This window comes from Terrabacter koreensis (assembly GCF_054783315.1).
Window position 1 is genome coordinate 608,556 of the sequence record NZ_BAAGQU010000005.1, and the last position, 20,844, is coordinate 629,399.

Here is a 20,844-nt window from a genome sequence, read left to right on the forward strand (position 1 = left end):
CTCAGTTACTCAGATGATTACTAAGTTGGTGAGTGACATTAGCACGAAGCGTCGATCCGCAACAGACGCACCCCCCGGCCGCCACGGCCCTGACGACGGCACCCCGCACGCATCCGCACGCGCGACGGGAGACGCCGTCCGCTCCGGCATGCCCGAGCTCGGGCTCGTCCCCGGGGTGCCTCAGTGGCGCACGACCGCGACCCTCGCTGCGCTCCAGGAGCTCGTCGAGGTGTCCGAGACGGTGCCGGCGGTCGTCGCGCGCCAGGCCGGCCTGTCGACCACGGAGCTGCACTCGCTGCGCCACCTCATGCGCGGACCGCTCGGACCCGTCGAGATCGGACGCCTGCTCGGTGTCACCTCGGCGGCCTCGTCGGGCGTCGTCGACCGGCTCGTCTCGCGGGGGCACGCCGAGCGTCGCTCGCACCCGGGCGACGGCCGGCGCACCGAGGTGGTCATCACCGACAGCGGACGCGCCGAGGTGCTCGCCCGCATGCGCCCGATGTTCGAGGCGCTCGCCGACCTCGACGCCTCGCTCGACGACCGTGATCGCGCCGTCGTCGAGCGTTACCTGCTCGGCGCGACCGCCGCCATGCGCAACCTCATGTCCTGAGCCCCGTCGACCGACCCTGACCTCCGCGAGGCCGACCCACCCGACCCGCCCGTGCCTTCCGTGCCGTCCGTGTCCCGGCCGCTCGGGGCCCATGGCGTATGCCGTCTCACCGGTCGCGCCCTCAGGCGGGCAGCTGCCCTCGGAGCAGGCTGTCGCCCGAGTGGGCCGGCTTGTCGTCGAACTGCTCCTTGGAGATGTCGACGACGACGTAGCCCTGGTCGATCAGCGCCTGGGTGACCGGGAACGAGCCGGGCTCGCCGGGTCGCAGGACTCCCACGGACACCATCCGCTTGCCGTCGGCGTTGATGAGCCACACCTCGAGGTAGCCGTCTCCGGCGTCGAGGGCGGTGTCGGTGCTGACCTGCAGGTCGAGGCCCGAGGCTGCGCGCACGAGCGTGGCCTCGCCCTCGGTGCGTCGGGTGTCGAGGGTCGCGAGGGCCACCTGGGCGACCTGACCGCCCTCCGTCGTGCCCCAGATGGCGCGTCCGGTGAGCAGCCCGACGACGAGGCTGGCGGCGACGAGGGCGGCGGCCCACGCTGCCGTACGCCGCCGGCCGGGTCGATCGAGCCGGACGACGGGTGCCGACGGTGCGGCGGGCGCCGTTCCGGAAGGGTCGGGAGCCGTTCCGGAAGCGTCGGGAGCCTCGGGTATCGCGTCCTCGGCGGTGTCGAGCTGGGCCACGACCCTCGTCCAGACAGCGTCGTCCGGAGCCTGCCACCCGGCATACGGGCCGGGGTTGGAGACGAGGCGCACGGTGCGGCGGAGGTCGGTCACCGCGGAGGAGCACGCCGCGCACTGCGCGACGTGGGCCGACACGTCGCCGGCCGGCTCGCCCAGGGCGAGGTCGACCAGCTCGTCGTCACTCGGGTGAGACACGTTCCACCTCCTTCAGTCGATCTCTCAGTGCCATCAGGCCCCGGCGCACGTGGCTCTTGACCGTGCCGAGGGGCAGGTCGAGGGCCCGGGCGATGTCCTCGTGGGTGCGGTCCTCGATGAACGCCATGCGCAGCACCGTCGCGCGCGGGTCACCCATCCGTTCCAGCTCGTGCACCAGCAGCAGCCGCTCCGCCCAGTCCGAGTCGCCGGCGGCGTCGGGTGCGGTCGCGACCTCGGAGGCGACGGCCTGCAGGTTGCGGTGGGCCCGGTAGCGCTCGGCCCGCACGTCGGCCACCCGGTGCTTCGTGATGCCTACGAGCCAGGCGGCCGGGGAGCCGCGGTCGGGACGCAGGGTCGCCCGGCCCCGCCACGCGGCGACGAAGACCTGCTGGACGACGTCCTCGGCGTCCTCACGGGTGCCGAGGGCACGCAGCGCGATGGTGTGTACGAGGGGTGACCAGCGGCGGTACATCTCGGCGAGCGCCTCGCGGTCGCCGCCGGACAACCGGGCGGCGAGCTCGGCGGACTCGACATCAGGGTCGTCGTGCACGTGCACGAGTACACCTAACCACGGCATGTCGGCTCACGCTCACGTCATCGGCACGGCCGTCACGACGACGTTCTCGTCGTACCGCCGGCGTTCTCTGTCGAACTCACCGCCGCAGGTCACCACGTGGAGGCGGGGCGGGCCGTCGCGGGCGAAAAGGGCGGCCAGGTCGAGCGAGGTCTTGCGGACGCTCGCGACGCCGGTCACCCGGAAGCGGTGCGTCGTGGCCGCCGAGCGCACGGTGATGACGTCACCGGCGCGCAGGTCCTCGACCTTGGCGATCGGGCCGATGCCGTAGCCCGGCATGTCGAGGTGGGCCGCCAGGACGGTGGCACCGGCGCGGTCGCCGGGACGTGGTCCGTAGCGGTACCACCCGACCTGCGCCGGGGTGGCGGGCAGCGCCATCTCGCCGTCCCGGGCCACCCCCTGGGGGACGACCGGCATGTCGATGCCCAGGCGCTGGATGGTCAGCTGCTCCGGCATGCCCTGTCGACTGTCGGCTGGCACGGCCGGAACCGTCGCGGGTCTGGCGGACACCGGGGTCGACAAGGGCTCCGAGGGGGACGCTCCGGCGGCGGGCGCACGCGCCGCCGGAGCGCCGGGCGCGCTGGACGGTGCCGTGACCGACCGGATCCCCTCACTCCCGGCAGGGCGTGCGCTCTGCTGCGGGCGCGTCAGCCACGCCACCGCCAGCCCGGCCAGGAGGGCCGCCGCCAGTGCGGCGGCCACGGTCCGGGCTCCCCGAGCCCCCGCCGGGACGTGCCCCCGAACACGCCCAGGCACGGGTCCCTCGGTCCCGACCCCGGCTCCGGCCTCCCGCCCCTCGGCGAACGGGGCGGGAGGGTCGCCGGCCGGCGCGCGGTGCCGCGACGGGGTGACGTGCGCGTCGGCGACGTCGTCCCGCGTCACGGAGCCGGCTCGGGCGGCCGTCCGGTGCTGTGGGCCGGGCATGGGGGCTCTCCTCGGGTGTGGGCCGCTCAGCTCTCGGCGCGCGCCGACCGGCGACGCGTCACGAGCACGAGCGCTCCGGCCGCGGCTGCCGCACCGACGACGGCCGAGTAGCGGGCGACGTCGGAGGACTGCTGCGCGGCGGCGACCTGCCCGCCCGCGCCGGCGGGCACGCCGCCGGGAGCGGAGTGCATGCCGGAGATGGTCTGCACCGCGAGCTTGAGGTTCTTGTCGGCGGCGCTGCCCCAGGCGTACACGATGGTGTTCGTGCCCTCCTTGAGGTCGAGGTCGGCGGGGCCGATCGCGACGTCGGACGTCCCGGCGAGCACGACGTCGGCCTTGATGGTGCCCGCGCCGACGACGGCCTTCGCCTCGTTCGGGTTGGTCAGGCCCTTGAGCGCAGCGGCGCCGTTGGCCCTGACGTCGACGGCGGGAGCCGCAGCGGTGTGGCGGACCGTCAGCCGGGCCTTGCCCGCCGGCACCTTCGAGGTGTCGTTGACGAACGGGGTGAGCACCGGCTTGCCGGCCTCCGACAGGTGGGCCACCACGGTGACGTTGGCGCCGCCCGGGACCTGCACGTCCTTGGCCTCGATGACGGCGGCGCCGCCGGCGCCGGCCCCCGCCTGGGTGACCTTGAGGTCGTAGGTGCCCTCGGGGAGCATCAGCGGGTCGGTGAGCGTGCCGGGCTTGAAGTTGGTGAGCAGGGCCTTGCCGTTGGCGTAGACGTCGACCGTCGCACCGGGCACGCCGTGCAGCACCGAGACGGTGGCGTCGGCGGCGTGTGCGGGGGCCGCGACGAGGGCGGCGGGGGCGAGGGCGAGCGAAGCGGCGGCGGCGATGCGGATGGACTTCATGGTCGTTCCTTTCCGGTGTGAGTTCTCGAGTGCGACCGGGTCGCTCTCGTCGGGCGGACGTTCCAGGAGGGGAGGTGCGCGGTCGACGGCGTGGGGTGCCGTCTGCCTCCTACTTCCGGGTGGACACCCGCCCCGGATGCACCGGAGCCGATCTTTTTCCGCGGATTCTTGCCGCGCGCCCGACGGGGTCGTCGCAGCGGGTCTCGCCGACCGCCCCTCAGAGGGACGCGTGGACCGCCTCGGCGGTGCGGTGTCCCGAGACCAGGGCGCCCTGGATCGAGGCGGTGTCGCGGTGGTCGCCGCACACGAAGACGCCGTCACCGAGGTCGACGGACGAGCGTGCCTGCAGGGGTGGCGCCATCGCCGGCAGCGCGGCCTCGACGCGGTGCCGGGTCACGAGCCGCCACCCGGAGGTGTCGCAGCCGTAGATCTCGCCGACGTGGCGCAGGACGTCGGCCTGCGACGCGTCGCCGTCGGGCCGGTCGAGCAGGCAGGTGGCCTCGACGAGGTGCCGCGCGGGCGGGGCGTAGCTGGGCGCCGCCGCGGTCATGACCGCCGCGTTCCACACCGGCCCGGGTGCTTGGTCCCCGGACCGTCTTCCGTCGACGGCGACGAAGGGGAGCGCGTGCGGCGCCTCCGGGGCGTCGAACCACCACGTCACCAGCCCCCGGACGTGCGGCTCGGGTAGGCCCGTGAGCGCCGAGGCGCCGAGCGGGTCGGTCGCCACGACGGCGCGGCGGGCGCTCAGGACCCCCTCCCCGGTCCGGACCTCGACCCTGCCCTCGGTGCCACCCTCGACCGGCACCACCGCCTCGACACGACGGTTCAGGCGCACGCGGTCACCCAGCCGTTCGGCCAGCTGCCGGGGAAGGGCTTGCATGCCGAGTGCCGGCACCGAGGGTCGACCGAGCGCGAACATCCGCACGAGCAGCTTGGTGAAGGTGGCCGAGGATCGCCCATGGCTGTCGACGAGCACGCCGGCGAGGAAGGGCTCGAGGACCTCACGGCGCAGCCGTCCCGTCACACCAGCGCGGTCGAAGGACTCGGCGAGCGTGCAGTCCTGTTGCGCCAGAACGCCTTTCGGGTCGACCATCACGCGCCCGGCCCACCGGCCCAGTGCCGCCAGCTCGACGGGGTTCGCGTAGCCGCTGCGCAGGGTGGCAGCGAGTCGGCGCGGCTCCCGCACCGGGTCGGCCACCACCTTGAGGCCGTCGGCCTGGCGGACCAGCACCCCGGCGCCGAAGGGTCTGAGGTCGAGCGACTCGAGGTCGACCCATCGACGGACGGCCGGGTAGGCCGGGTTGAGCACCTGGAACCCGCGGTCGCAGCGGAAGCCGTCGACGACGTCGGTGCGGATGCGCCCTCCGACGGCATCGGCCGACTCGAGGACGAGCACCTCGCGGCCCAGCTCGGCGAGCCGCACCGCGCACCGCAGGCCGGCAAGGCCCGCGCCCACGACGACGACGTCGGCGTCCACGGCGCTCAGCCCTCCGGCTGGAGTCGGGCCGCCGAGCGGTCGCGGGTGTCGCGGGTGTCGCGTGACCCGGCGGGCGTGTGCCAGCGGGCCGCGGCACCGAGCACCACGAGGGCAGCCACCACGGCGGCGATCCCGGTGACCAGCGAGCGGGGCGTGTCGGCGATGCGCCCCACCGCGATCCAGGCCAGGCCCCACGCCATGGCCCCGGCCACGGCCCAGCGACCGCCGAGACGACGCGCGAACAGCACCCCGAGACCGCCGGCGACGGCGAGGACCAGCACCGCCGCGACCTGGTTGAGCCAGGCACTGAGGTCGACGCCCGAGTCGACCAGTGCCGCAGTGATGTTCGCGCACGTGGCCACCGCGACCCAGCCGAGGTAGGCGCCGAAGGTGCCGTCGACGACAACCGTCTCGATCGGCGAGGCGGCGGGCGCCTCGGTGAGGCGTCGCATCAGGACGCCGAGCGTCAGGGCGAGCGCGACGATCACGACGACGCTCACCCAGATCCATCCCTGCTGCGTCACGAGGAGCCACCCCGCGTTCAGCACCATCGAGGCCGCGGCGAGCCAGCCGGTGCTGCGCACCCGGGCGCGCACGGCGTTGGCGGGCAGCGCCTGCCACACGGCATACGCCAGGAGACCGAGGTAGATGGGCGTCCAGATCGAGAAGGCCGGGGTGGCCGGCGCGATGAGCGTCGCCGTGGCCGCGAGGGCCCCACCCGATGACTCCTCGACGCGGGTGCCGAACACCCCGAGGCCCACGAGCGTGCCCACGACGCAGAACACCTCGGCAGCGACGACGGTGGTGCGGCGCACCTGGTCGGTCGGCGTCAACCCGCGCTCGCGCGCTGGTCGTGGAGGTCGTGTGGTCATGCCCTCACCTCGATCGCTCGGGAGATTGCTCATCCAGTTAGCGACCTTAGCAAACCGCGACCCGTCGCACGGCCCGGGGCCGGGGCCCGAGGGCGTATGCCGCTAGCCGCGCAGCCGCACGGAGAGGCAGGTGACGCAGCCCTCGAGCTTCTCGAACTCGGAGATGTCGACCATCGTCACGTCGAGCCCTCTCGCCGCGAAGAGCTGGGCGGTACGGGGTGCCGCCGCCGACATGAGCACGGACTGCCCGCCGAGCAGCACGACGTGGGCGCCCGGCTCCTCTGGCACGGGCAGGAACCGGGGCCACACGGTGGGGTCGTCGACGAGGGGGAGGTGTCCGACGACAGTGCCGTCGGGCAGGGCGGTCACGGCCGACTTGAGGTGCAGCACCTTGGAGACCGGCACCGGCACGACGTCGACGCGGTGACCCTCCAGGGCCCGGGCGAGCTGCGCGACGCCGTCGTGGTTGGTGCGCCCGCCGACCCCGACCCACACGTGGTGGCCGTGCTTGAGCACGTCACCTCCGTCGAGCGTGCCGGGCCCCTCGATCTCGACGGTGCGGTAGCCGTGTGCCTCGACGGCCTCGCGCACGCCGGCGCGCTCGCCCCGCCGCTCGGGGGCGCCGGAGCGGCACAGCACCGCCACGTCGCCGTGGACGACGACCTGGTCCTCGATGAAGACGCCGTCGGGGCAGTCGTCGGCGGCCGGTGCGTCGACGACCGACCAGCCGCGGCGACGCAGCACGTCGACGTACTCCTGCCACTGCCGCAGGGCCAGGTCCGCGTCGACCGTCGTCGACCGCTCGAGGTGTGTCACGATCCCGTCCGCGAGTCGGGGCGAGGGGCGGCGGACGAGCGCGAGGCGACGATGCACGCGCTCACCCTATGGGTGGCGGAACGAGGCCGACCGGGCGCGCTCGTCGCCCGTCAGGACGCGAGCGTCGGCTTCTCCTCCGAGCGCGCCGTCGGCCACCACCCCTGGGTCTGTGCCGTGTGGGTCAGCTGCTCCCGGTACGCCGACCCCGCGGCCCGCACGCACCGCTCGACGTCCTCCTCGCCGATCGAGCCGAGCCGCCAGCGCAGCACGCGCCGGGCGATGATCGGCTGGTCGCAGAGCGGGCGCAGCACCCCACCGGGCGGGGCTGCGGCGGTCGGCACCGCGAACGAGACCGCGCGCCCGGTCACGACGGCCGGCCACAGCGGCCCCAGGTCGTGCGGCCCGTACGACGACCGGAGCGTGACGCCGAGCGCGCCGAGCACCGAGCTCGTCGCCTCGGAGCCGGGGTCGATCTCGACCGGGGGCAGGATCCAGTCCTCGTCCGCGAGGTCCCGGATGTCGACGCAGCGCTGGGCCGCGAGCGGGTGCGTCGCGGAGAGCGCTACGAGCAGCGGCTCGCGCTCGACGATGAGGCGCTCGCCGACGTCCGCGCGCTCCTTCGTGCGCGCGGCCGCCAGCGCGATGACGACGGCGACGTCGATGCGGCCGTCGCTGATGGCCTCGGTCGTGGTGGTGCCGGTGAGCGGCGGCACGGGCAGCAGTGGCCGCCGCATGTCGGTCGCATAGGCGTGGCTGACGAACGAGGTGAAGTAGCGCAGCGAGTCGGACGAGATGCGCAGCGGGCCCTCGCCGGACTGGTGGCCGCGCACGTCCTCGCGGAGCAGCGCCACCTCGTTGACGACGGCCCGGGCCCGCGCCGCGACCCGCTCGCCGATCGCCGTGCACGAGACCGAGTCACCGCTCGTGCGGAACAGGGAGCAGCCGAGTGCCCGCTCGATGCGGCCCACCTCCGAGCCCAGGGCTGCCGGCGACACGCCGAGGACGGCAGCCGCCGCGGGCAGGCTGCCCTGCTGCGCGACCACCGCGATGACACGCAGGTGCCGGACCTCGAGCTCCACGGTTCCGAGAGTAGGGCGACCCGGGCCGGGCCGCCGCCCGACGGCTCGGCGCCCCCGCCCCGCCCGTTCGAGGCAGGCGGCAGGTCGCACGCGGGAGGAGGCGCACGGCATACGCACTCGTCATCGGGTCGGTCTCGTCTTGAATGGGGTTGACCCTCACGCGACGTGAGGCGACACGCTCGGTGCCATGACCGGAAGGACACAGGAGATGACCACCTGGACGGTGGGGCAGGTCGCCGACCTCTTCGGCGTGACGGTGCGCACGCTGCACCACTACGACGAGATCGGCCTGCTCGTCCCGAGCGAGCGCTCGCGGGCGGGCTACCGGCTCTACACCGACGAGGACCTCGTCCGCCTGCAGCAGGTCGTGGTCTACCGGCGGCTGGAGCTGCCGCTCGACGAGATCGCGACCCTGCTGGACGGCGGCGAGGACGCGGCCGACCACCTGCGCCGTCAGCGCGCGACGGTCATGACCCGGCTGGACGAGCTGCGCGAGCTCGTGTCGGCCATCGACCGAGCACTGGAGAGAGAGATGAACGACCAGCCCGCCACGCCCGACGACCTCAGGGAGCTCTTCGGCGACGGCTTCAGCGACGAGTACCAGCAGGAGGCGCAGGAGCGCTGGGGCGAGTCCGACGCGTGGAAGCAGTCGGCGGCCCGGACCAAGCGCTACACGAAGGCCGACTGGGCCGAGGTCAAGGCCGAGACGGAGGCCGTGAACTCGGCCTTCGTCCGCGCCCTGCAGTCGGGCGAGCCCGCGACGGGCGAGGCGGCGATGGACGCCGCCGAGCAGCACCGCCGCCACATCCACGACCGCTTCTACGACCTCGACCACACCTTCCATCGCGGGCTCGCCGACATGTACGTCGCCGACCCGCGGTTCACGAAGACGTACGAGGACCTCGCACCCGGCCTCGCGGCATACGTGCGCGACGCGATCCACGCGAACGCCGACCGCCACGGGGCGGCGACCGACAGGTGAACGCGGCGGGGGAGGGCGACCTCCCTCGCCGTAACCTTGTGGCATGCGAGTAGGTGTCTTCGGTGCAACGGGTCAGGTCGGCGGCGTCATGCGCGCCCTTCTCGAGGAGCGCGACTTCCCGGTCACGCAGGTGCGGTTCTTCGCGTCCGCCCGCTCGGCCGGCACGACGCTCCCGTTCAAGGGCGAGGACGTCGTCGTCGAGGACTCCGCGACGGCCGACTTCTCCGGCATCGACATCGCCCTGTTCAGCAACGGCGGCGCCGCTTCCAAGGAGCTCGCGCCCAAGGTCGCGGCCGCGGGCGCGACCGTCATCGACAACTCGAGCGCGTGGCGCAAGGACCCCGAGGTCCCGCTCGTCGTCTCCGAGGTGAACGCGGCCGACCTCGACCTGATCCCCAAGGGCATCGTCGCCAACCCCAACTGCACGACGATGGCCGCGATGCCGGCGCTCAAGCCGCTGCACGACAAGGCGGGTCTCGTGCGCCTCCACGTCTCCAGCTACCAGGCCGTGAGCGGCTCCGGAGGCAAGGGCGTGCAGGAGCTCGACGGCCAGCTGCGGGGCGCGTACGCCGCCGGTGACCCCGCGGGGCTCGCCCTCGACGGGCGCGCGGTCGCCGTGCCCGACCCGAACGTGTATGCCGTGCCGGTCGCCTTCAACGTCGTGCCGCTCGCGGGGTCGATCGTCGACGACGGCTCGCTCGAGACCGACGAGGAGCAGAAGCTGCGCAACGAGTCGCGCAAGATCCTGCACATCCCCGACCTGCGGGTGAGCGGGACGTGCGTGCGCGTGCCCGTCTTCACCGGGCACAGCCTCGCGATCCACGCGGAGTTCGAGCGCGACATCACGCCCGACGAGGCGCTGGACCTGCTCAAGAACGCGCCCGGCGTCGTCGTCACCGACGTGCCCAACCCGCTCGAGGCCGCCGGCCGCGACGAGGTGTTCGTCGGCCGCGTGCGCGCCGACCAGGCCGCCCCCGAGGGCAAGGGCCTCGTGCTCTTCGTCGTCGGCGACAACCTGCGCAAGGGCGCGGCGCTCAACGCGGTCCAGATCGCCGAGGAGCTCGTCGCCCGCCGTCGCGCCTGAGAGGACGGGGGGCCTCGTGTCGTCGGGGTCGCATAGGCTCGGGGCGTGACGGAGAACCTCGCGGCCGCGACCCATCGAGTCGACACCGCCCCCGGGCTCTTCGTGTGCTTCGAGGGTGGTGACGGCGCGGGCAAGTCCACCCAGGTGCGCCTGCTCACCGACGTGCTCGAGCAGCAGGGCCGCGAGGTGGTCGTGACGCGCCAGCCCGGCGGAACGCCCCTCGGTGCGCAGATCCGCGAGCTCGTGCTGCACGGTGACCACGTGTCGGCCCGGGCCGAGGCGCTGCTCTTCGCCGCCGACAAGGCGCACCACGTCGACCAGCTCATCAAGCCGGCGCTCGCCGACGGCAAGGTCGTCATCACCGACCGCTACGTCGACAGCTCGATCACCTACCAGGGCGCCGGTCGCGAGCTGGGGGCCGACGAGATCACGGCCCTGCAGCACTGGGCCGTCGGCGGACTGCTGCCCGACCTCACGATCGTCCTCGACGTCTCGCCCGAGGTCGGCCGCGAGCGGCGCGGCGACGTGCACGACCGGCTCGAGTCCGAGGCCGACGCCTTCCACGCGGCGGTCCGCCGGGGCTACCTCGAGCTCGCGGCGCAGGACCCGGAGCGCTACCTCGTGCTCGACGCGAGCAAGCCCGTCGAGCACCTGCACGCAGCGGTGGTCGACGGCATCGACCGCGTCACGGCGGGGCGAGCATGACCGTCTGGGCCGACCTCGTCGGCCAGGAGCCGACCATCGAGACGCTCTCGCGCGCCGTCTCCGACGAGTCGGCGATGACGCACGCGTGGCTCTTCACCGGCCCGCCCGGGTCGGGCCGGTCCACCGCTGCGCGGGCCTTCGCCGCCGCGCTCCAGTGCCCGCAGGGCGGTTGCGGCGAGTGCCGCGAGTGCCGCACCGCGCTCGACGGCAGCCACGCCGACGTCAAGGTCGTCGCGACCGAGGGTCTGTCGATCAAGGTCGCCGAGGCCCGGGCGCTCGTGCAGGAGGCGGCGCTGCGCCCGTCGGTCGGCCGCTGGCGCATCATCATCATCGAGGACGCCGACCGCCTCACCGCCTACACCGACGCCCCCGCCGACGCGCTGCTCAAGGCGCTCGAGGAGCCGACGCCCCGCACTGTCTGGATGCTCTGCGCGCCGAGTCTCGAGGACGTCATCGTCACCATCCGCTCGCGCTCGCGCCACGTGCGGCTGCGCACCCCGCCCGTCGAGGCCGTGGCCGACCTGCTCCAGCGGCGCGACGGCATCGACCCCGCGATGGCCCTGTATGCCGCCCGCGCCGCGCAGTGCCACGTCGGGCTGGCCCGCCGCCTCGCCCGCGACGAGCAGGCCCGCATCCGGCGGCGCGACGTCATCGCCATGGCGACCAAGATCCAGGGGGTCGGCGACGCCATCGGCGCGGCTACCGACCTGGCGCAGATCGCCGACGAGGAGTCGTCCGCCTCCGGCGCCGAGCGCGACGCCGCCGAGCGCACCCGGCTGATGGAGACCCTCGGCGCCGACCCGACCGCCCGCACCCAGCCGCCCCACATCCGCTCGCAGCTGGCCGCCCTCGAGCGCGAGCAGAAGATGCGGGCCACCCGCTACGGTCGCGACGTCGTCGACCGTGCCCTCGTCGACCTCACGTCCGTCTACCGCGACGCGCTCGTGCTGCGGCTCCACTCCGACGTCGACCTCGTCAACCCTGATGCCATCGACAAGGTGCGCGCCCTGGCCGGCGTCTTCGGCCCCGAGCAGCTGCTCGCCGCGATGGACGCCATCAACGAGGCCCGCGACCGCATCAACGCCAACGTCCCGCCCCTGCTCGCGCTCGAGGCGATGGCCCTGCAGCTGCGCGTCCCACGCGACCTCGGGGTCTGAGGGGCGCCGCCCGAGCCGCCCCCCGGCATACGCCATCAGCGTCCTCGGGGCAAGCGATGGGACGGCTCCTCGGATGCGGCCCGACAGGGCCCGACACGTTACGGTTTCGGGCATGACGACACGCCCTGCCGCCAGCTCCCGTGCCCTGTCCGCCGTGGCGGCGGTCGCGGCGCTGGTGCTGGCTGCGGGGGCGTGCACGACCGACGAGCCGCCGGTGGCGGCGACGTCCCGGACCGGCCTCCCGGCGGCCACGGCGGCGCCCAGTCCCGCCCTCGCCTCCTACTACTCCCAGCGCCTCGACTGGCAGGCCTGCGGCGGCCTCGAGTGCGCCGACCTGCGCGTGCCCCTCGACCACGCCGCCCCCGACCCGGCGAAGGACCTCACCATCAAGGTCGTGCGGGTCAAGGCCCGCGACCAGGCGAAGCGACTCGGCTCGCTGCTCGTCAACCCGGGCGGTCCCGGGGCGTCGGGCATCGACTACGTCCGCGCCGGCGCGAGCACCATCGGGGGCACCCAGGTGCGCCGCTACTACGACCTCATCGGCTTCGACCCTCGCGGCGTCGCGCGGTCGAGCCCGATCGACTGCCTCGACGACAAGGCCCTCGACCGCTTCCTGGCCACGGACCCGACGCCCGACGACGCGGCCGAGGAGCAGGCGCTGCGCTCACAGGCGAAGGCGATGGCCGACGGGTGCGAGGCCGACAACCCCGAGCTGGTCAAGCACCTGTCGACCGCGGACGCCGCTCGTGACATGGACATCCTCCGGGCGGCCGTCGGCGACCCGCAGCTGAACTACCTCGGCAAGTCCTACGGCACCTTCCTCGGCTCGACGTACGCCGACCTCTTCCCGCAGCGCGTCGGGCGCGTCGTCCTCGACGGCGTCGTGCCGCCAGACCTCACGAGCGCGCAGCTGAGCGAGGGGCAGGCCCGGGGCTTCGAGATCGCGACCCAGGCCTACCTCCAGGACTGCACCAGCGAGTCCGGCTGCCCGCTCGGCGACACCCCTGAGGCCGCCCGCCAAGGCCTCGAAGCCCTCTTCCGACAGGTCGACCGGCAGCCGCTGCCCACCGGCGACCCGAGCGCGCCCGAGCTTACCGAGGGCTGGGCGCGCGTCGGCGTCGCGATCGCCCTCTACGACCAGGGCTCGTGGGGCATCCTGACCGAAGCCCTCAAGCAGGCCAAGGCCGGCAGTGGGCAGAGCCTCATGCAGCTGGCCGACGCGTACGCCGACCGCCGTCCGGGCGGCGGCTACGACGGCAACATCATGGAGTCGATCTTCGCCGTCAACTGCCTCGACCGCCCCGACAGCTCGGACCTGTCGACGTACGAGACGTACGCGAAGGACTTCTCGGTGAAGGCTCCGACGTGGGGCTCCACCCTCGCGTGGGGCTCGCTGCCGTGCGGCTTCTGGCCGGCCAAGGCCGCCGTCGGGCCGCACAAGATCAAGGCAGCCGGCAGCGATCCCATCGTCGTCGTCGGCACCACCCGCGACCCCGCCACGATCTACGAGTGGTCCGCGCAGCTGCGCGACCAGCTCGAGAACGCCGTGCTCGTGTCCTTCGACGGTGACGGGCACACGGCTTATGGTCGGAGCAACACGTGCGTCGACAGCGCCATCGACGCCTACTACGTCCAGGGGCGCGTGCCCAAGGACGGACTCCGATGCTGAGCGGCGGATCCTGGTGACCGATGATGAGTGACGACCCGCGTCCCGACGACCTCCCGGACGCCCCGACGGGGTATGCCGCCCTTCCGCCGAGCTACTCGTCGGGCTCGGGTGCAGCGGGTGCAGCGGGTGGGTCGGGGTCAGCCGCGGGCCACGGCGTCCCGTACGCCGCCTCGCCCGCAGGCTCGCCGGTGCGGTCGCCGCTGCGGACCGTCCTCGCCGCCGTCGCCATCGTCGCCGTCGTCGCGGTCGTGGTGCTCGCCGTCTGGCGCATCAGCAGCCCGCCGGTGGTGGCCCAGAAACAGCCGCCGGTGCCGTCGCCGACGCAGGTCGTGCCGACGCCCACCCCGAGCGCGAGCCGGAGCAGCGCCCCCGCCAGCGGCGACTACCCGGCGGCCCTGCGTGGCTTCTACACGCAGCAGGTCTCGTGGTCGCCGTGCCCCGACAACGCCAAGCACGAGTGCGGCACGATGCAGGTCCCGGTCGACTACGCAGACCCCACGGGTGGGCGCTTCACCCTGGCCCTGCGCAAGGCCCCCGCGACCGACCCCGCGAAGCGCATCGGCTCGCTCGTGATCAACCCCGGCGGCCCTGGTGGCTCGGGGGTGGAGTACGCCCAGTACGCGTCGTTCGTCTTCTCGCCCGAGGTGCGGTCGGCCTACGACATCGTCGGTTTCGACCCGCGTGGCATCGGCGCGTCGAGCCCGGTGCGCTGCCTCGGTGACTCCGACATGGACCTGCTCTTCAGCGACGACCCGACGCCCGACTCGGCGGCCGAGCGCGCCAAGCTGCTCGGCGACGTCGACGCCATCACCAAGCGCTGCGCCGCCCGCGGTGGGCAGCGGGCGCTGCACATGAGCACCGCCGAGGTGGCCCGCGACATGGACGTCATGCGCGTGCTGCTCGGTGACGAGCGCCTCAACTTCTTCGGCGGCTCCTACGGCACCTTCCTCGGCGCGATGTACGCCGACGCGTTCCCGAAGAAGGTCGGGCGCATGGTGCTCGACTCGGCGATGTCGCCGAACCAGACCGAGCAGCAGGAGATGACCTACGACATCCAGGGCTTCGAGTCCTCGATCGACGCCTTCATCGACTGGTGCGTCGCCCGCTCCGACTGCGCCCTGGGCAGCGACAAGGGCAGTGCCCGTCAGAAGATCGTCGACCTGCTCGACAGCGTCGAGAAGAACGGCCTGAAGACGAGCAAGCCGGGCCTCACGACCATCGGCGAGGGCTGGGTCGGCTTCTCGATCTTCATGTGCCTCTACTCCGACACCTCGTGGCCGACGCTCAACCGCGGGCTGGCCCAGGCCCTCACCGGCAAGGGCGACATCCTCCTCGCCAAGGGCATGTCGGTCGTCGAACGCAGCGCCTCCGGTGCCTACGCGCCGACCACCTACCTGCAGGCGATGATCCCGGTGCGCTGCGCCGACTGGCCCCGCATGTCGTCCGACCCGTCGCTGGCGGCCGACCAGGCGAAGGCCAAGAAGGACCACCCGCTCTGGGCGCGGATGACGGGCGAGCTCTACGACAACTGCCGCACCTGGCCGACCGCGGGCCGCGCCCCGAAGGGGACCACCCTGGCCGCGGGGGCGGCCCCGATCCTCGTCATCGGCAACGAGCGCGACCCGGCCACCCCCATCGGCGGCACGAAGCAGCTCGCGAAGGACCTCGCATCGGGCGTTCTTCTCACTTCCGACCATGACGGACACGGCACCTACTACGCTGGCAACTCGTGCGTGGACTCCGCCGTGGACGGGTACCTGCTCAGGGGAACGGCGCCGTCAGACGGCACGACCTGCTGAGCCGGCTGCTCGCGCCCTTCGTCTCCCTCGCGATCCTCGCGGGCCTCCTGCTGCTCGCTGCTGCGCCCGTCACGGGCCCGGCCGGTGACGCGTCGGTGACACCGACGACGACACGCGAGGCGTCCGGCGGCTCCGGTGGCTCACACCGCTCGGACGGCGAGAACGGCGACGAGGAGCCGGAGAGGACGCCGATCACCTTCACCGGACCGGTCGAACCCGACCCGGCCGAGCTCGCGGCCTTCTACGGCAAGCCGGTCGCCTGGCAGGAGTGCGAGGACGACGACCTCTACGACTGCGGCACCGTCACGGTGCCCGTCGACTACGCCAAGCCGCGCGGAGCGACGACGAGGATCGCCGTGCGGCGCCTCCAGGCATCGCTCCCCGCGCAGCGGATCGGCTCGCTCTTCATCAACCCGGGCGGGCCGGGAGGGTCCGGGATCGAGTTCGTGAACGACGCGGCGTACGTCTTTGGTGACGCCGTGCGCGAGCGCTACGACGTCATCGGGTTCGACCCCCGCGGCATGGGCGAGTCCGACCCCGTCGACTGCATGAGCGACGCGGACCTCGACGCCATGTACGGGGCCGACCCGACTCCTGACACCGGCGCCGAGCGGGAGGCTGCTCGCCGAGCGCCTGTCGAGCGCGTCCGCCATTGCCTCGCGCGCGGGGGAGCGCTCACGGCCCACATGGGCACCGAGTCCGTGGCGCGCGACCTCGACGTGCTGCGCTCGGCCGTCGGTGACGAGCGGCTCAACTACTACGGCGTCAGCTACGGCACGATGATCGGCGCGCTGTACGCGGACTTCTTCACCTCCCGGGTCGGACTCATGGTCCTCGACTCCGCAGTGGTGCCCGACGCCCTCGCCGAGGAGGCGCCGAGCCGGGAGGACGTCGATGCCGCCGCCCGCGGCGCGGCCTACGACTTCGACGACGTCGTCGACGACTTCGCCGGCGAGTGCGGGGACGGCGCGGACTGCCCGCTGGGCGCGGACACGAAGGCGGTCGTCGCGGCGCTCGTCGGCTTCCTCGACCGGCTGGACCGCAGGCCGGTCGCCACCGGCATCGACAGCCTGCCGGCGCTCACCGAGGGCTGGGCGAGCATGGCCATCGACGAGGGCCTGCGCGACCGGGAGTCGTGGCCCGACCTCGTCGATGCCCTGGACCTCGCGATCAACGAGGACGACGGAGAGGCGCTGGCCTCGTTCGCGATGGGGACGGTCGAGCGCGATGAAGACGGCTCCTACCCGCAAGCGAACTTCGGTCGCACCCACCTGCTCGTGATGTGCGCTGACTGGCCGAGGTCGCCGTGGGACTCCGTCGTCCCGAGCAAGGACGTCCTGGACAACCATCCCCTGTGGGCCCGCGTTCAGCCGGCGCGGCCCGACCCGTGCAGCGGCTGGACCGGCGCCGTGCGCCAGACCTTGCTCGTCGGCGCGGACGTGTCGACCCCGGTCCTGGTCATCGGCAACGACGGCGACCGCACCACGCCGATCGAGGACACCGAGGCCCTGGCCGGCGAGATCGTGCGCTCCCGCTTCGTCACGGTCGAGGCCGAGGGGCACGGCGCGTACGGCCGGGGCAACGACTGCGCGGACGGCATCGTCGACGCCTACCTGACGCGGCAGCTGGCGCCCGAGAACGACTTCGTCTGCGAGTCCTGACCGCTGTCCAACGAGTGCCCACCTTCGCGCGAGGAGAGAGGTGGGCACTCGAGGCGTGATGGGCCTCAGTCCTGGGAGACGCGCACGACGACCTTGCCGGCGGCGTGGCCCTCGGCGCTGAACCGGAACGCGTCGGCGAGCTCCTCGAGAGGGAAGGTGCGCGCGACCGGGACACGGATGACGCCGGCATCGGCGAGGTCGGCCAGCTCGCCCAGCTCGACCCCGTCGGGGCGCACCCAGATGTACGAGCCGCCGTTCTCGGCGACGGAGCCGTCGGCGATCGAGGCGTGGCGCCCACCGGGGGCGAGGACGGCGAGCGTCGCGTCGAGCACGCCGCCCACGAAGTCGGCCACGGCGTCGACGCCCTCGGGCTCCAGGGCGCGCACCCGGCCGGCGAGGCCGTCACCGTAGGTGACCGGTTCGGCACCGAGATCACGCAGGCGCTCGTGGTTGCGCTCGGAGGCCGTTCCGATGACCCGGGCGCCGAGCGAGCGGGCCAGCTGCACGCCGAGCGAGCCGACGCCGCCGGCTGCGCCGTGCACGAGCACCGTGTCGCCCTCGCCGACGCCGAGGCGCTTGAGCACCCGCCAGGCGGTGAGCCCGGCGAGCGGCAGGCCCGCGGCCTCGTCCCACGAGAGGCTGCGCGGCTTGGGGGCCAGAGACCGGGCTGGCACGGTGACGTACTCGGCGAAGGTCCCGCCGTGCACGTAGTCCTTGCGGGCATAGGCGATGACCTCGTCACCGGGAGCGAACTCCGGGGTGTCGAAGCCGACGGCCTCGACCACCCCCGCGACGTCCCAGCCCGGAACGACCGGGAAGCGCACGTCCATGACGGCGTCGAGGCCGCCGGACATCAGCTTCCAGTCGACGGGGTTGACCGAGGCCGACTGCACCCGCACGAGGACCTCGCCCGGCCCGACCTTGGGTCGCGGCTGCTCCGTCAGGCTCAGGACGTCCGGGGTCCCGTACTCGGCGTAGGTCATGGCGCGCATCGTGGTGTCATTGGTCTTCGTTTCGCTCACGTGGAGGGAAGGCGAGCGGCCCGGCGTGTCATTCCCGGGCGCGCGCGTGAGGGCGATCACCGCGCTCGACGCGTGGTCGGCGCGCGGGCAGCCCTTCGGGCGGCGGCCGATTTCTCTCTGGGCGGGGCCGATGCGTATACTCGACCACCGTGCCGGACCACCCCGTGTGGGCCGTCGCAACCTGCCGCTTTAGCTCAGTCGGCCAGAGCGATTCACTCGTAATGAATAGGTCATCGGTTCGATTCCGATAAGCGGCTCCAGCAACGCCCCCGGCTTCTGCCGGGGGCGTTTCTGCTGGTCAGGCGCCCGTTACCGCGCCTGTTCGGTAGGTCATCGCCGACGCTGTGTAACGCTCCGCTCGGCGGGGCATGACCGGGTGACCATCTAAGTGACCATCTACCTCGCTTCACGCACTCCCCGTCAGACGCAGGCCAGTAGCCACCAGCTCGAGCGTCAGTGGCCTCCCGGTAAGGCGCAGGCGATCATCCGGGGCGACGATGTCGAGGTCGACGCCTAGGAGCTCGACGCGCCTCGCGGCATGGTCGAACGTCGACAATCGGCTTCAATCGCGGCGTCGACGCGCGCTCCCACTGCCGGGGGCACCCCACCTAACGGATCGGACAGCCAGGCACCGGTGTATTGGCGCCTTGGGCGCACGCTCGCCGAGCCCGGCGCCTCAGAAGACTTTTGACCTACTTGCGTCGATGGTCCCGGTTACGCTCAAGCTCCCACGCGACTACAGGGAGGACGCTCGTGAGGCTGGTCAAGGTAAACCTACGCAGGTACCGGAGCATCGAGGAAGGTGGCACGTTCGAGATCCAGCCCGATGTGACCTGCCTAGTAGGCAAGAACGAGTCCGGCAAGACAGCGGTCCTCCAGTCGCTGTACAAGTCGAACCCGGTCGACAGGGCCAAGTTTGACGAGGGCATTGACTTCCCGAGCCGCATGACCAGGGAGCGCAAGGGCACCGACTCCATCCCGGTGTCCGACCTGACCTACGAGCTGGCCGACGAGGACATCACGTTCATTGAGTCACGCTTCGGCGAGGGCGTCATGAGGAGCCACATCGTTAGGGTGACAACCGGTTACCGGTTCGACAAGCAGATCTGGCACGTCGAGACTGACGTGCCAGCCGCATTGACCCACCTGCGCAAGGGTCTCGATCTCCCCCAGAAGACGAAAAAGGCCGTTGATGAGGCGAAAACCGAGAGCGACTTTATCGCCGCGCTGGAATCCATGGAGGCACCCACAGAGGCGGCCACCGCGGCGCTGGCTGAGGTCAAGGGCTGGCGCGGCGAAGATTTAGACTTGGCGGTCATCTCCGCGCTCGCCCCTCGCCGCCCCAAGTTCGTCTACTTCGGTGACTACGACTCGATGCCCGGCAAGGTCTCGATCCCTTACCTGATTGAGCAACGTGACGAGGAAGATCTTGCGCGTGGGGAAGAGGCTGTTCTTGCGCTCCTTGACATGGCCGGCGTAAAGCCGGAGGAGTTCCAAGACCCGCAGTCTCACGAGCACCTGATCCGCGACCTAGAGAACGCATCCAACAGCATCAGCGACGAGGTGTTCGAATACTGGAGTCAGAACAAGAACCTCTCTGTGCGGCTGGACGTCATCGGCAAGGCCGAGGCGGACGCTGTGCCACCGCTTGACCGCGTACCGTTGCTGCAGATCCGAGTCGTCAACCAACGGCACAACGTCAGTGTTCCGTTCGATGAGCGCTCACGCGGCTTCGTCTGGTTCTTTTCGTTCCTGGCGTACTTCACTCACGTCGAGGAGGCTGCCAATCAGCCGCTCATCCTCCTCCTTGATGAGCCGGGCCTCAACCTGCATGGCACCGCCCAAGCAGACCTGCTGCGCTTCATCGACGAGCGCCTGGCTCCGAAGCACCAAGTCATCTTCTCGACCCACTCCCCCTTCATGGTCGACGCGCACAAGTTCGAGCGCGTCCGTACGGTGACCGATGACGAAAAACTTGGCACGGTCGTCTCTGCGGACGTGCTCAAGGCTGACGCTGAGACCGCCTTTCCGCTACACGCGGCGCTCGGCATCGAACTGAGCCAGACGCTCTTCGTTGGCCCGAACGTGCTGCTCGTGGAGGGACCTGGTGATGTCATCTTCCTCGAGGTTCTGTCGAGCGCCTTGAAGGACAAGGGACGCTCGGGCCTAGACGACCGCTTCGTCGTCACGCCGGCCGGCGGCATCGCCAAGTTGCCAGCGTTCGTCACTCTCCTCGGCGCGAACAAGATCAACACCGTCGTGCTGGCTGACTCGTCCACCACAGACAAGGCGCCGATCCAGCGGCTAAGGGAAGCGGGTCGTCTGGGTCAGGGCGGCCTGGTTGAACTCGGCGACGTCGTGGGCCGAGCCGACGCTGACATCGAGGATATGTTTGATCAGGGCTTCTACCTGGAACTGATCAACGATGCATATGCGGGTCTCCTGAAGTCGAACAAGCTCAAGGTCACAGACCTCCCCAAGGACGACCGGCTGGTGCGCCGGGTTGAGTTGGCCTTTCATTCGCGCGGCCTGAACAACGGACGCATCAACCACTTCGCCCCAGCATCGGCACTCAACCGGAACCAGGCCAAGTACGTGCCGAAGATCAGCGACAAGACGCTGGGTTTCGCCGAAGAGCTGTTCGAGCGCGTGAACGCCTTCCTGAAAGACTGATCTACTCCGGCG

At 72.0% G+C, this 20,844-nt stretch carries 18 protein-coding genes and 1 tRNA gene; 10 read left to right on the plus strand and 9 right to left on the minus strand.

The features are described 5' to 3' along the window. The first annotated feature begins 148 nt into the window (after positions 1-148). The gene (locus tag ACYVNR_RS15040; RefSeq protein ID WP_045193161.1) at positions 149-610 is read left to right on the plus strand and encodes a MarR family winged helix-turn-helix transcriptional regulator; all 462 of its coding nucleotides are present in this window, start codon (positions 149-151) and stop codon (positions 608-610) included. A gap of 121 nt (positions 611-731) precedes the next feature. Here ACYVNR_RS15040 and ACYVNR_RS15045 read toward each other — a convergent pair whose 3' ends face one another. The 8 genes from ACYVNR_RS15045 to ACYVNR_RS15080 all read right to left on the minus strand — a co-directional run bounded on the left by ACYVNR_RS15045 (position 732) and on the right by ACYVNR_RS15080 (position 8,080). Continuing rightward, positions 732-1,487, minus strand: a complete 756-nt coding sequence (locus ACYVNR_RS15045; protein ID WP_461048998.1) for an anti-sigma factor — start codon at positions 1,485-1,487, stop codon at positions 732-734. Continuing rightward, entirely contained in the window at positions 1,471-2,043 is a 573-nt protein-coding gene (locus tag ACYVNR_RS15050) for an RNA polymerase sigma factor (protein WP_052677522.1), read from the minus strand. Before ACYVNR_RS15050 ends, ACYVNR_RS15045 begins: the two co-directional genes overlap by 17 nt. A gap of 33 nt (positions 2,044-2,076) precedes the next feature. Continuing rightward, positions 2,077-2,541 (minus strand): class F sortase, encoded by a 465-nt coding sequence (locus ACYVNR_RS15055; RefSeq protein ID WP_458801820.1) that lies wholly within the window; start codon positions 2,539-2,541, stop codon positions 2,077-2,079. A gap of 470 nt (positions 2,542-3,011) precedes the next feature. Further along, positions 3,012-3,836: a DUF4397 domain-containing protein gene (locus ACYVNR_RS15060; RefSeq protein WP_461049001.1), complete on the minus strand. Its 825-nt coding sequence runs from the start codon at positions 3,834-3,836 to the stop codon at positions 3,012-3,014. 217 nt (positions 3,837-4,053) lie between these two features. After that, positions 4,054-5,313, minus strand: coding sequence for an NAD(P)/FAD-dependent oxidoreductase (locus ACYVNR_RS15065; protein ID WP_461049003.1), 1,260 nt, complete (start codon positions 5,311-5,313; stop codon positions 4,054-4,056). Between the two features lie 5 nt (positions 5,314-5,318). Then, positions 5,319-6,185 carry a tryptophan-rich sensory protein gene (locus ACYVNR_RS15070; RefSeq protein WP_461049005.1) on the minus strand — a complete coding sequence of 289 codons (867 nt, stop codon included), beginning with the start codon at positions 6,183-6,185 and terminating at the stop codon, positions 5,319-5,321. A 102-nt stretch (positions 6,186-6,287) separates the two neighbouring features. Continuing rightward, complete coding sequence (gene ddaH, locus ACYVNR_RS15075; protein WP_458801812.1) at positions 6,288-7,058, minus strand: dimethylargininase; 771 nt, start codon at positions 7,056-7,058, stop codon at positions 6,288-6,290. 53 nt (positions 7,059-7,111) lie between these two features. Then, positions 7,112-8,080, minus strand: a complete 969-nt coding sequence (locus tag ACYVNR_RS15080; protein WP_458801810.1) for a LysR substrate-binding domain-containing protein — start codon at positions 8,078-8,080, stop codon at positions 7,112-7,114. 187 nt (positions 8,081-8,267) lie between these two features. Between ACYVNR_RS15080 and ACYVNR_RS15085 the strand changes: the two genes are divergently transcribed. The 7 genes from ACYVNR_RS15085 (at position 8,268) to ACYVNR_RS15115 (ending at position 17,137) form a co-directional block, all read left to right on the plus strand. Then, positions 8,268-9,062, plus strand: coding sequence for a MerR family transcriptional regulator (locus ACYVNR_RS15085; protein WP_461049007.1), 795 nt, complete (start codon positions 8,268-8,270; stop codon positions 9,060-9,062). Between the two features lie 43 nt (positions 9,063-9,105). After that, positions 9,106-10,146 (plus strand): aspartate-semialdehyde dehydrogenase, encoded by a 1,041-nt coding sequence (locus ACYVNR_RS15090; RefSeq protein ID WP_461049009.1) that lies wholly within the window; start codon positions 9,106-9,108, stop codon positions 10,144-10,146. Positions 10,147-10,191: 45 nt separating this feature from the next. Beyond that, the gene (gene tmk, locus ACYVNR_RS15095) at positions 10,192-10,851 is read left to right on the plus strand and encodes a dTMP kinase (RefSeq protein WP_461049011.1); all 660 of its coding nucleotides are present in this window, start codon (positions 10,192-10,194) and stop codon (positions 10,849-10,851) included. Continuing rightward, on the plus strand, positions 10,848-12,008 hold the full coding sequence (locus tag ACYVNR_RS15100; protein WP_461049013.1) for a DNA polymerase III subunit delta': 1,161 nt from the start codon (positions 10,848-10,850) through the stop codon (positions 12,006-12,008). Before tmk ends, ACYVNR_RS15100 begins: the two co-directional genes overlap by 4 nt. A gap of 112 nt (positions 12,009-12,120) precedes the next feature. After that, entirely contained in the window at positions 12,121-13,677 is a 1,557-nt protein-coding gene (locus ACYVNR_RS15105) for an alpha/beta hydrolase (RefSeq protein WP_461049015.1), read from the plus strand. Positions 13,678-13,700: 23 nt separating this feature from the next. After that, positions 13,701-15,476 (plus strand): alpha/beta hydrolase, encoded by a 1,776-nt coding sequence (locus ACYVNR_RS15110; RefSeq protein ID WP_461049017.1) that lies wholly within the window; start codon positions 13,701-13,703, stop codon positions 15,474-15,476. Next, positions 15,407-17,137, plus strand: a complete 1,731-nt coding sequence (locus tag ACYVNR_RS15115; RefSeq protein WP_461049019.1) for an alpha/beta hydrolase — start codon at positions 15,407-15,409, stop codon at positions 17,135-17,137. The genes ACYVNR_RS15110 and ACYVNR_RS15115 overlap by 70 nt, the downstream gene beginning before the upstream one ends. A gap of 65 nt (positions 17,138-17,202) precedes the next feature. Here the strand turns inward: ACYVNR_RS15115 and ACYVNR_RS15120 are convergent, their stop codons facing one another. Further along, positions 17,203-18,129, minus strand: a complete 927-nt coding sequence (locus ACYVNR_RS15120) for an NADP-dependent oxidoreductase (protein WP_461049021.1) — start codon at positions 18,127-18,129, stop codon at positions 17,203-17,205. Positions 18,130-18,342: 213 nt separating this feature from the next. Here ACYVNR_RS15120 and ACYVNR_RS15125 point away from each other — a divergent pair. Beyond that, positions 18,343-18,419, plus strand: a tRNA-Thr gene (locus tag ACYVNR_RS15125). A 493-nt stretch (positions 18,420-18,912) separates the two neighbouring features. Next, positions 18,913-20,832 carry an AAA family ATPase gene (locus ACYVNR_RS15130; RefSeq protein ID WP_461049023.1) on the plus strand — a complete coding sequence of 640 codons (1,920 nt, stop codon included), beginning with the start codon at positions 18,913-18,915 and terminating at the stop codon, positions 20,830-20,832. The last annotated feature ends 12 nt before the right edge of the window (positions 20,833-20,844 follow it).

Bases quoted from the DNA above. Each gene is read 5' to 3' on its own strand.
- ACYVNR_RS15110 (WP_461049017.1), top strand. From the start codon at position 13,701: ATGAGTGACGACCCGCGTCCCGACGACCTCCCGGACGCCCCGACGGGG.
- ACYVNR_RS15070 (WP_461049005.1), bottom strand. From the start codon at position 6,185: ATGACCACACGACCTCCACGACCAGCGCGCGAGCGCGGGTTGACGCCG.
- ACYVNR_RS15060 (WP_461049001.1), bottom strand. From the start codon at position 3,836: ATGAAGTCCATCCGCATCGCCGCCGCCGCTTCGCTCGCCCTCGCCCCC.
- ACYVNR_RS15085 (WP_461049007.1), top strand. From the start codon at position 8,268: ATGACCGGAAGGACACAGGAGATGACCACCTGGACGGTGGGGCAGGTC.
- ACYVNR_RS15100 (WP_461049013.1), top strand. From the start codon at position 10,848: ATGACCGTCTGGGCCGACCTCGTCGGCCAGGAGCCGACCATCGAGACG.
- ACYVNR_RS15120 (WP_461049021.1), bottom strand. From the start codon at position 18,129: ATGCGCGCCATGACCTACGCCGAGTACGGGACCCCGGACGTCCTGAGC.
- ACYVNR_RS15040 (WP_045193161.1), top strand. From the start codon at position 149: ATGCCCGAGCTCGGGCTCGTCCCCGGGGTGCCTCAGTGGCGCACGACC.
- ACYVNR_RS15105 (WP_461049015.1), top strand. From the start codon at position 12,121: ATGACGACACGCCCTGCCGCCAGCTCCCGTGCCCTGTCCGCCGTGGCG.
- ACYVNR_RS15090 (WP_461049009.1), top strand. From the start codon at position 9,106: ATGCGAGTAGGTGTCTTCGGTGCAACGGGTCAGGTCGGCGGCGTCATG.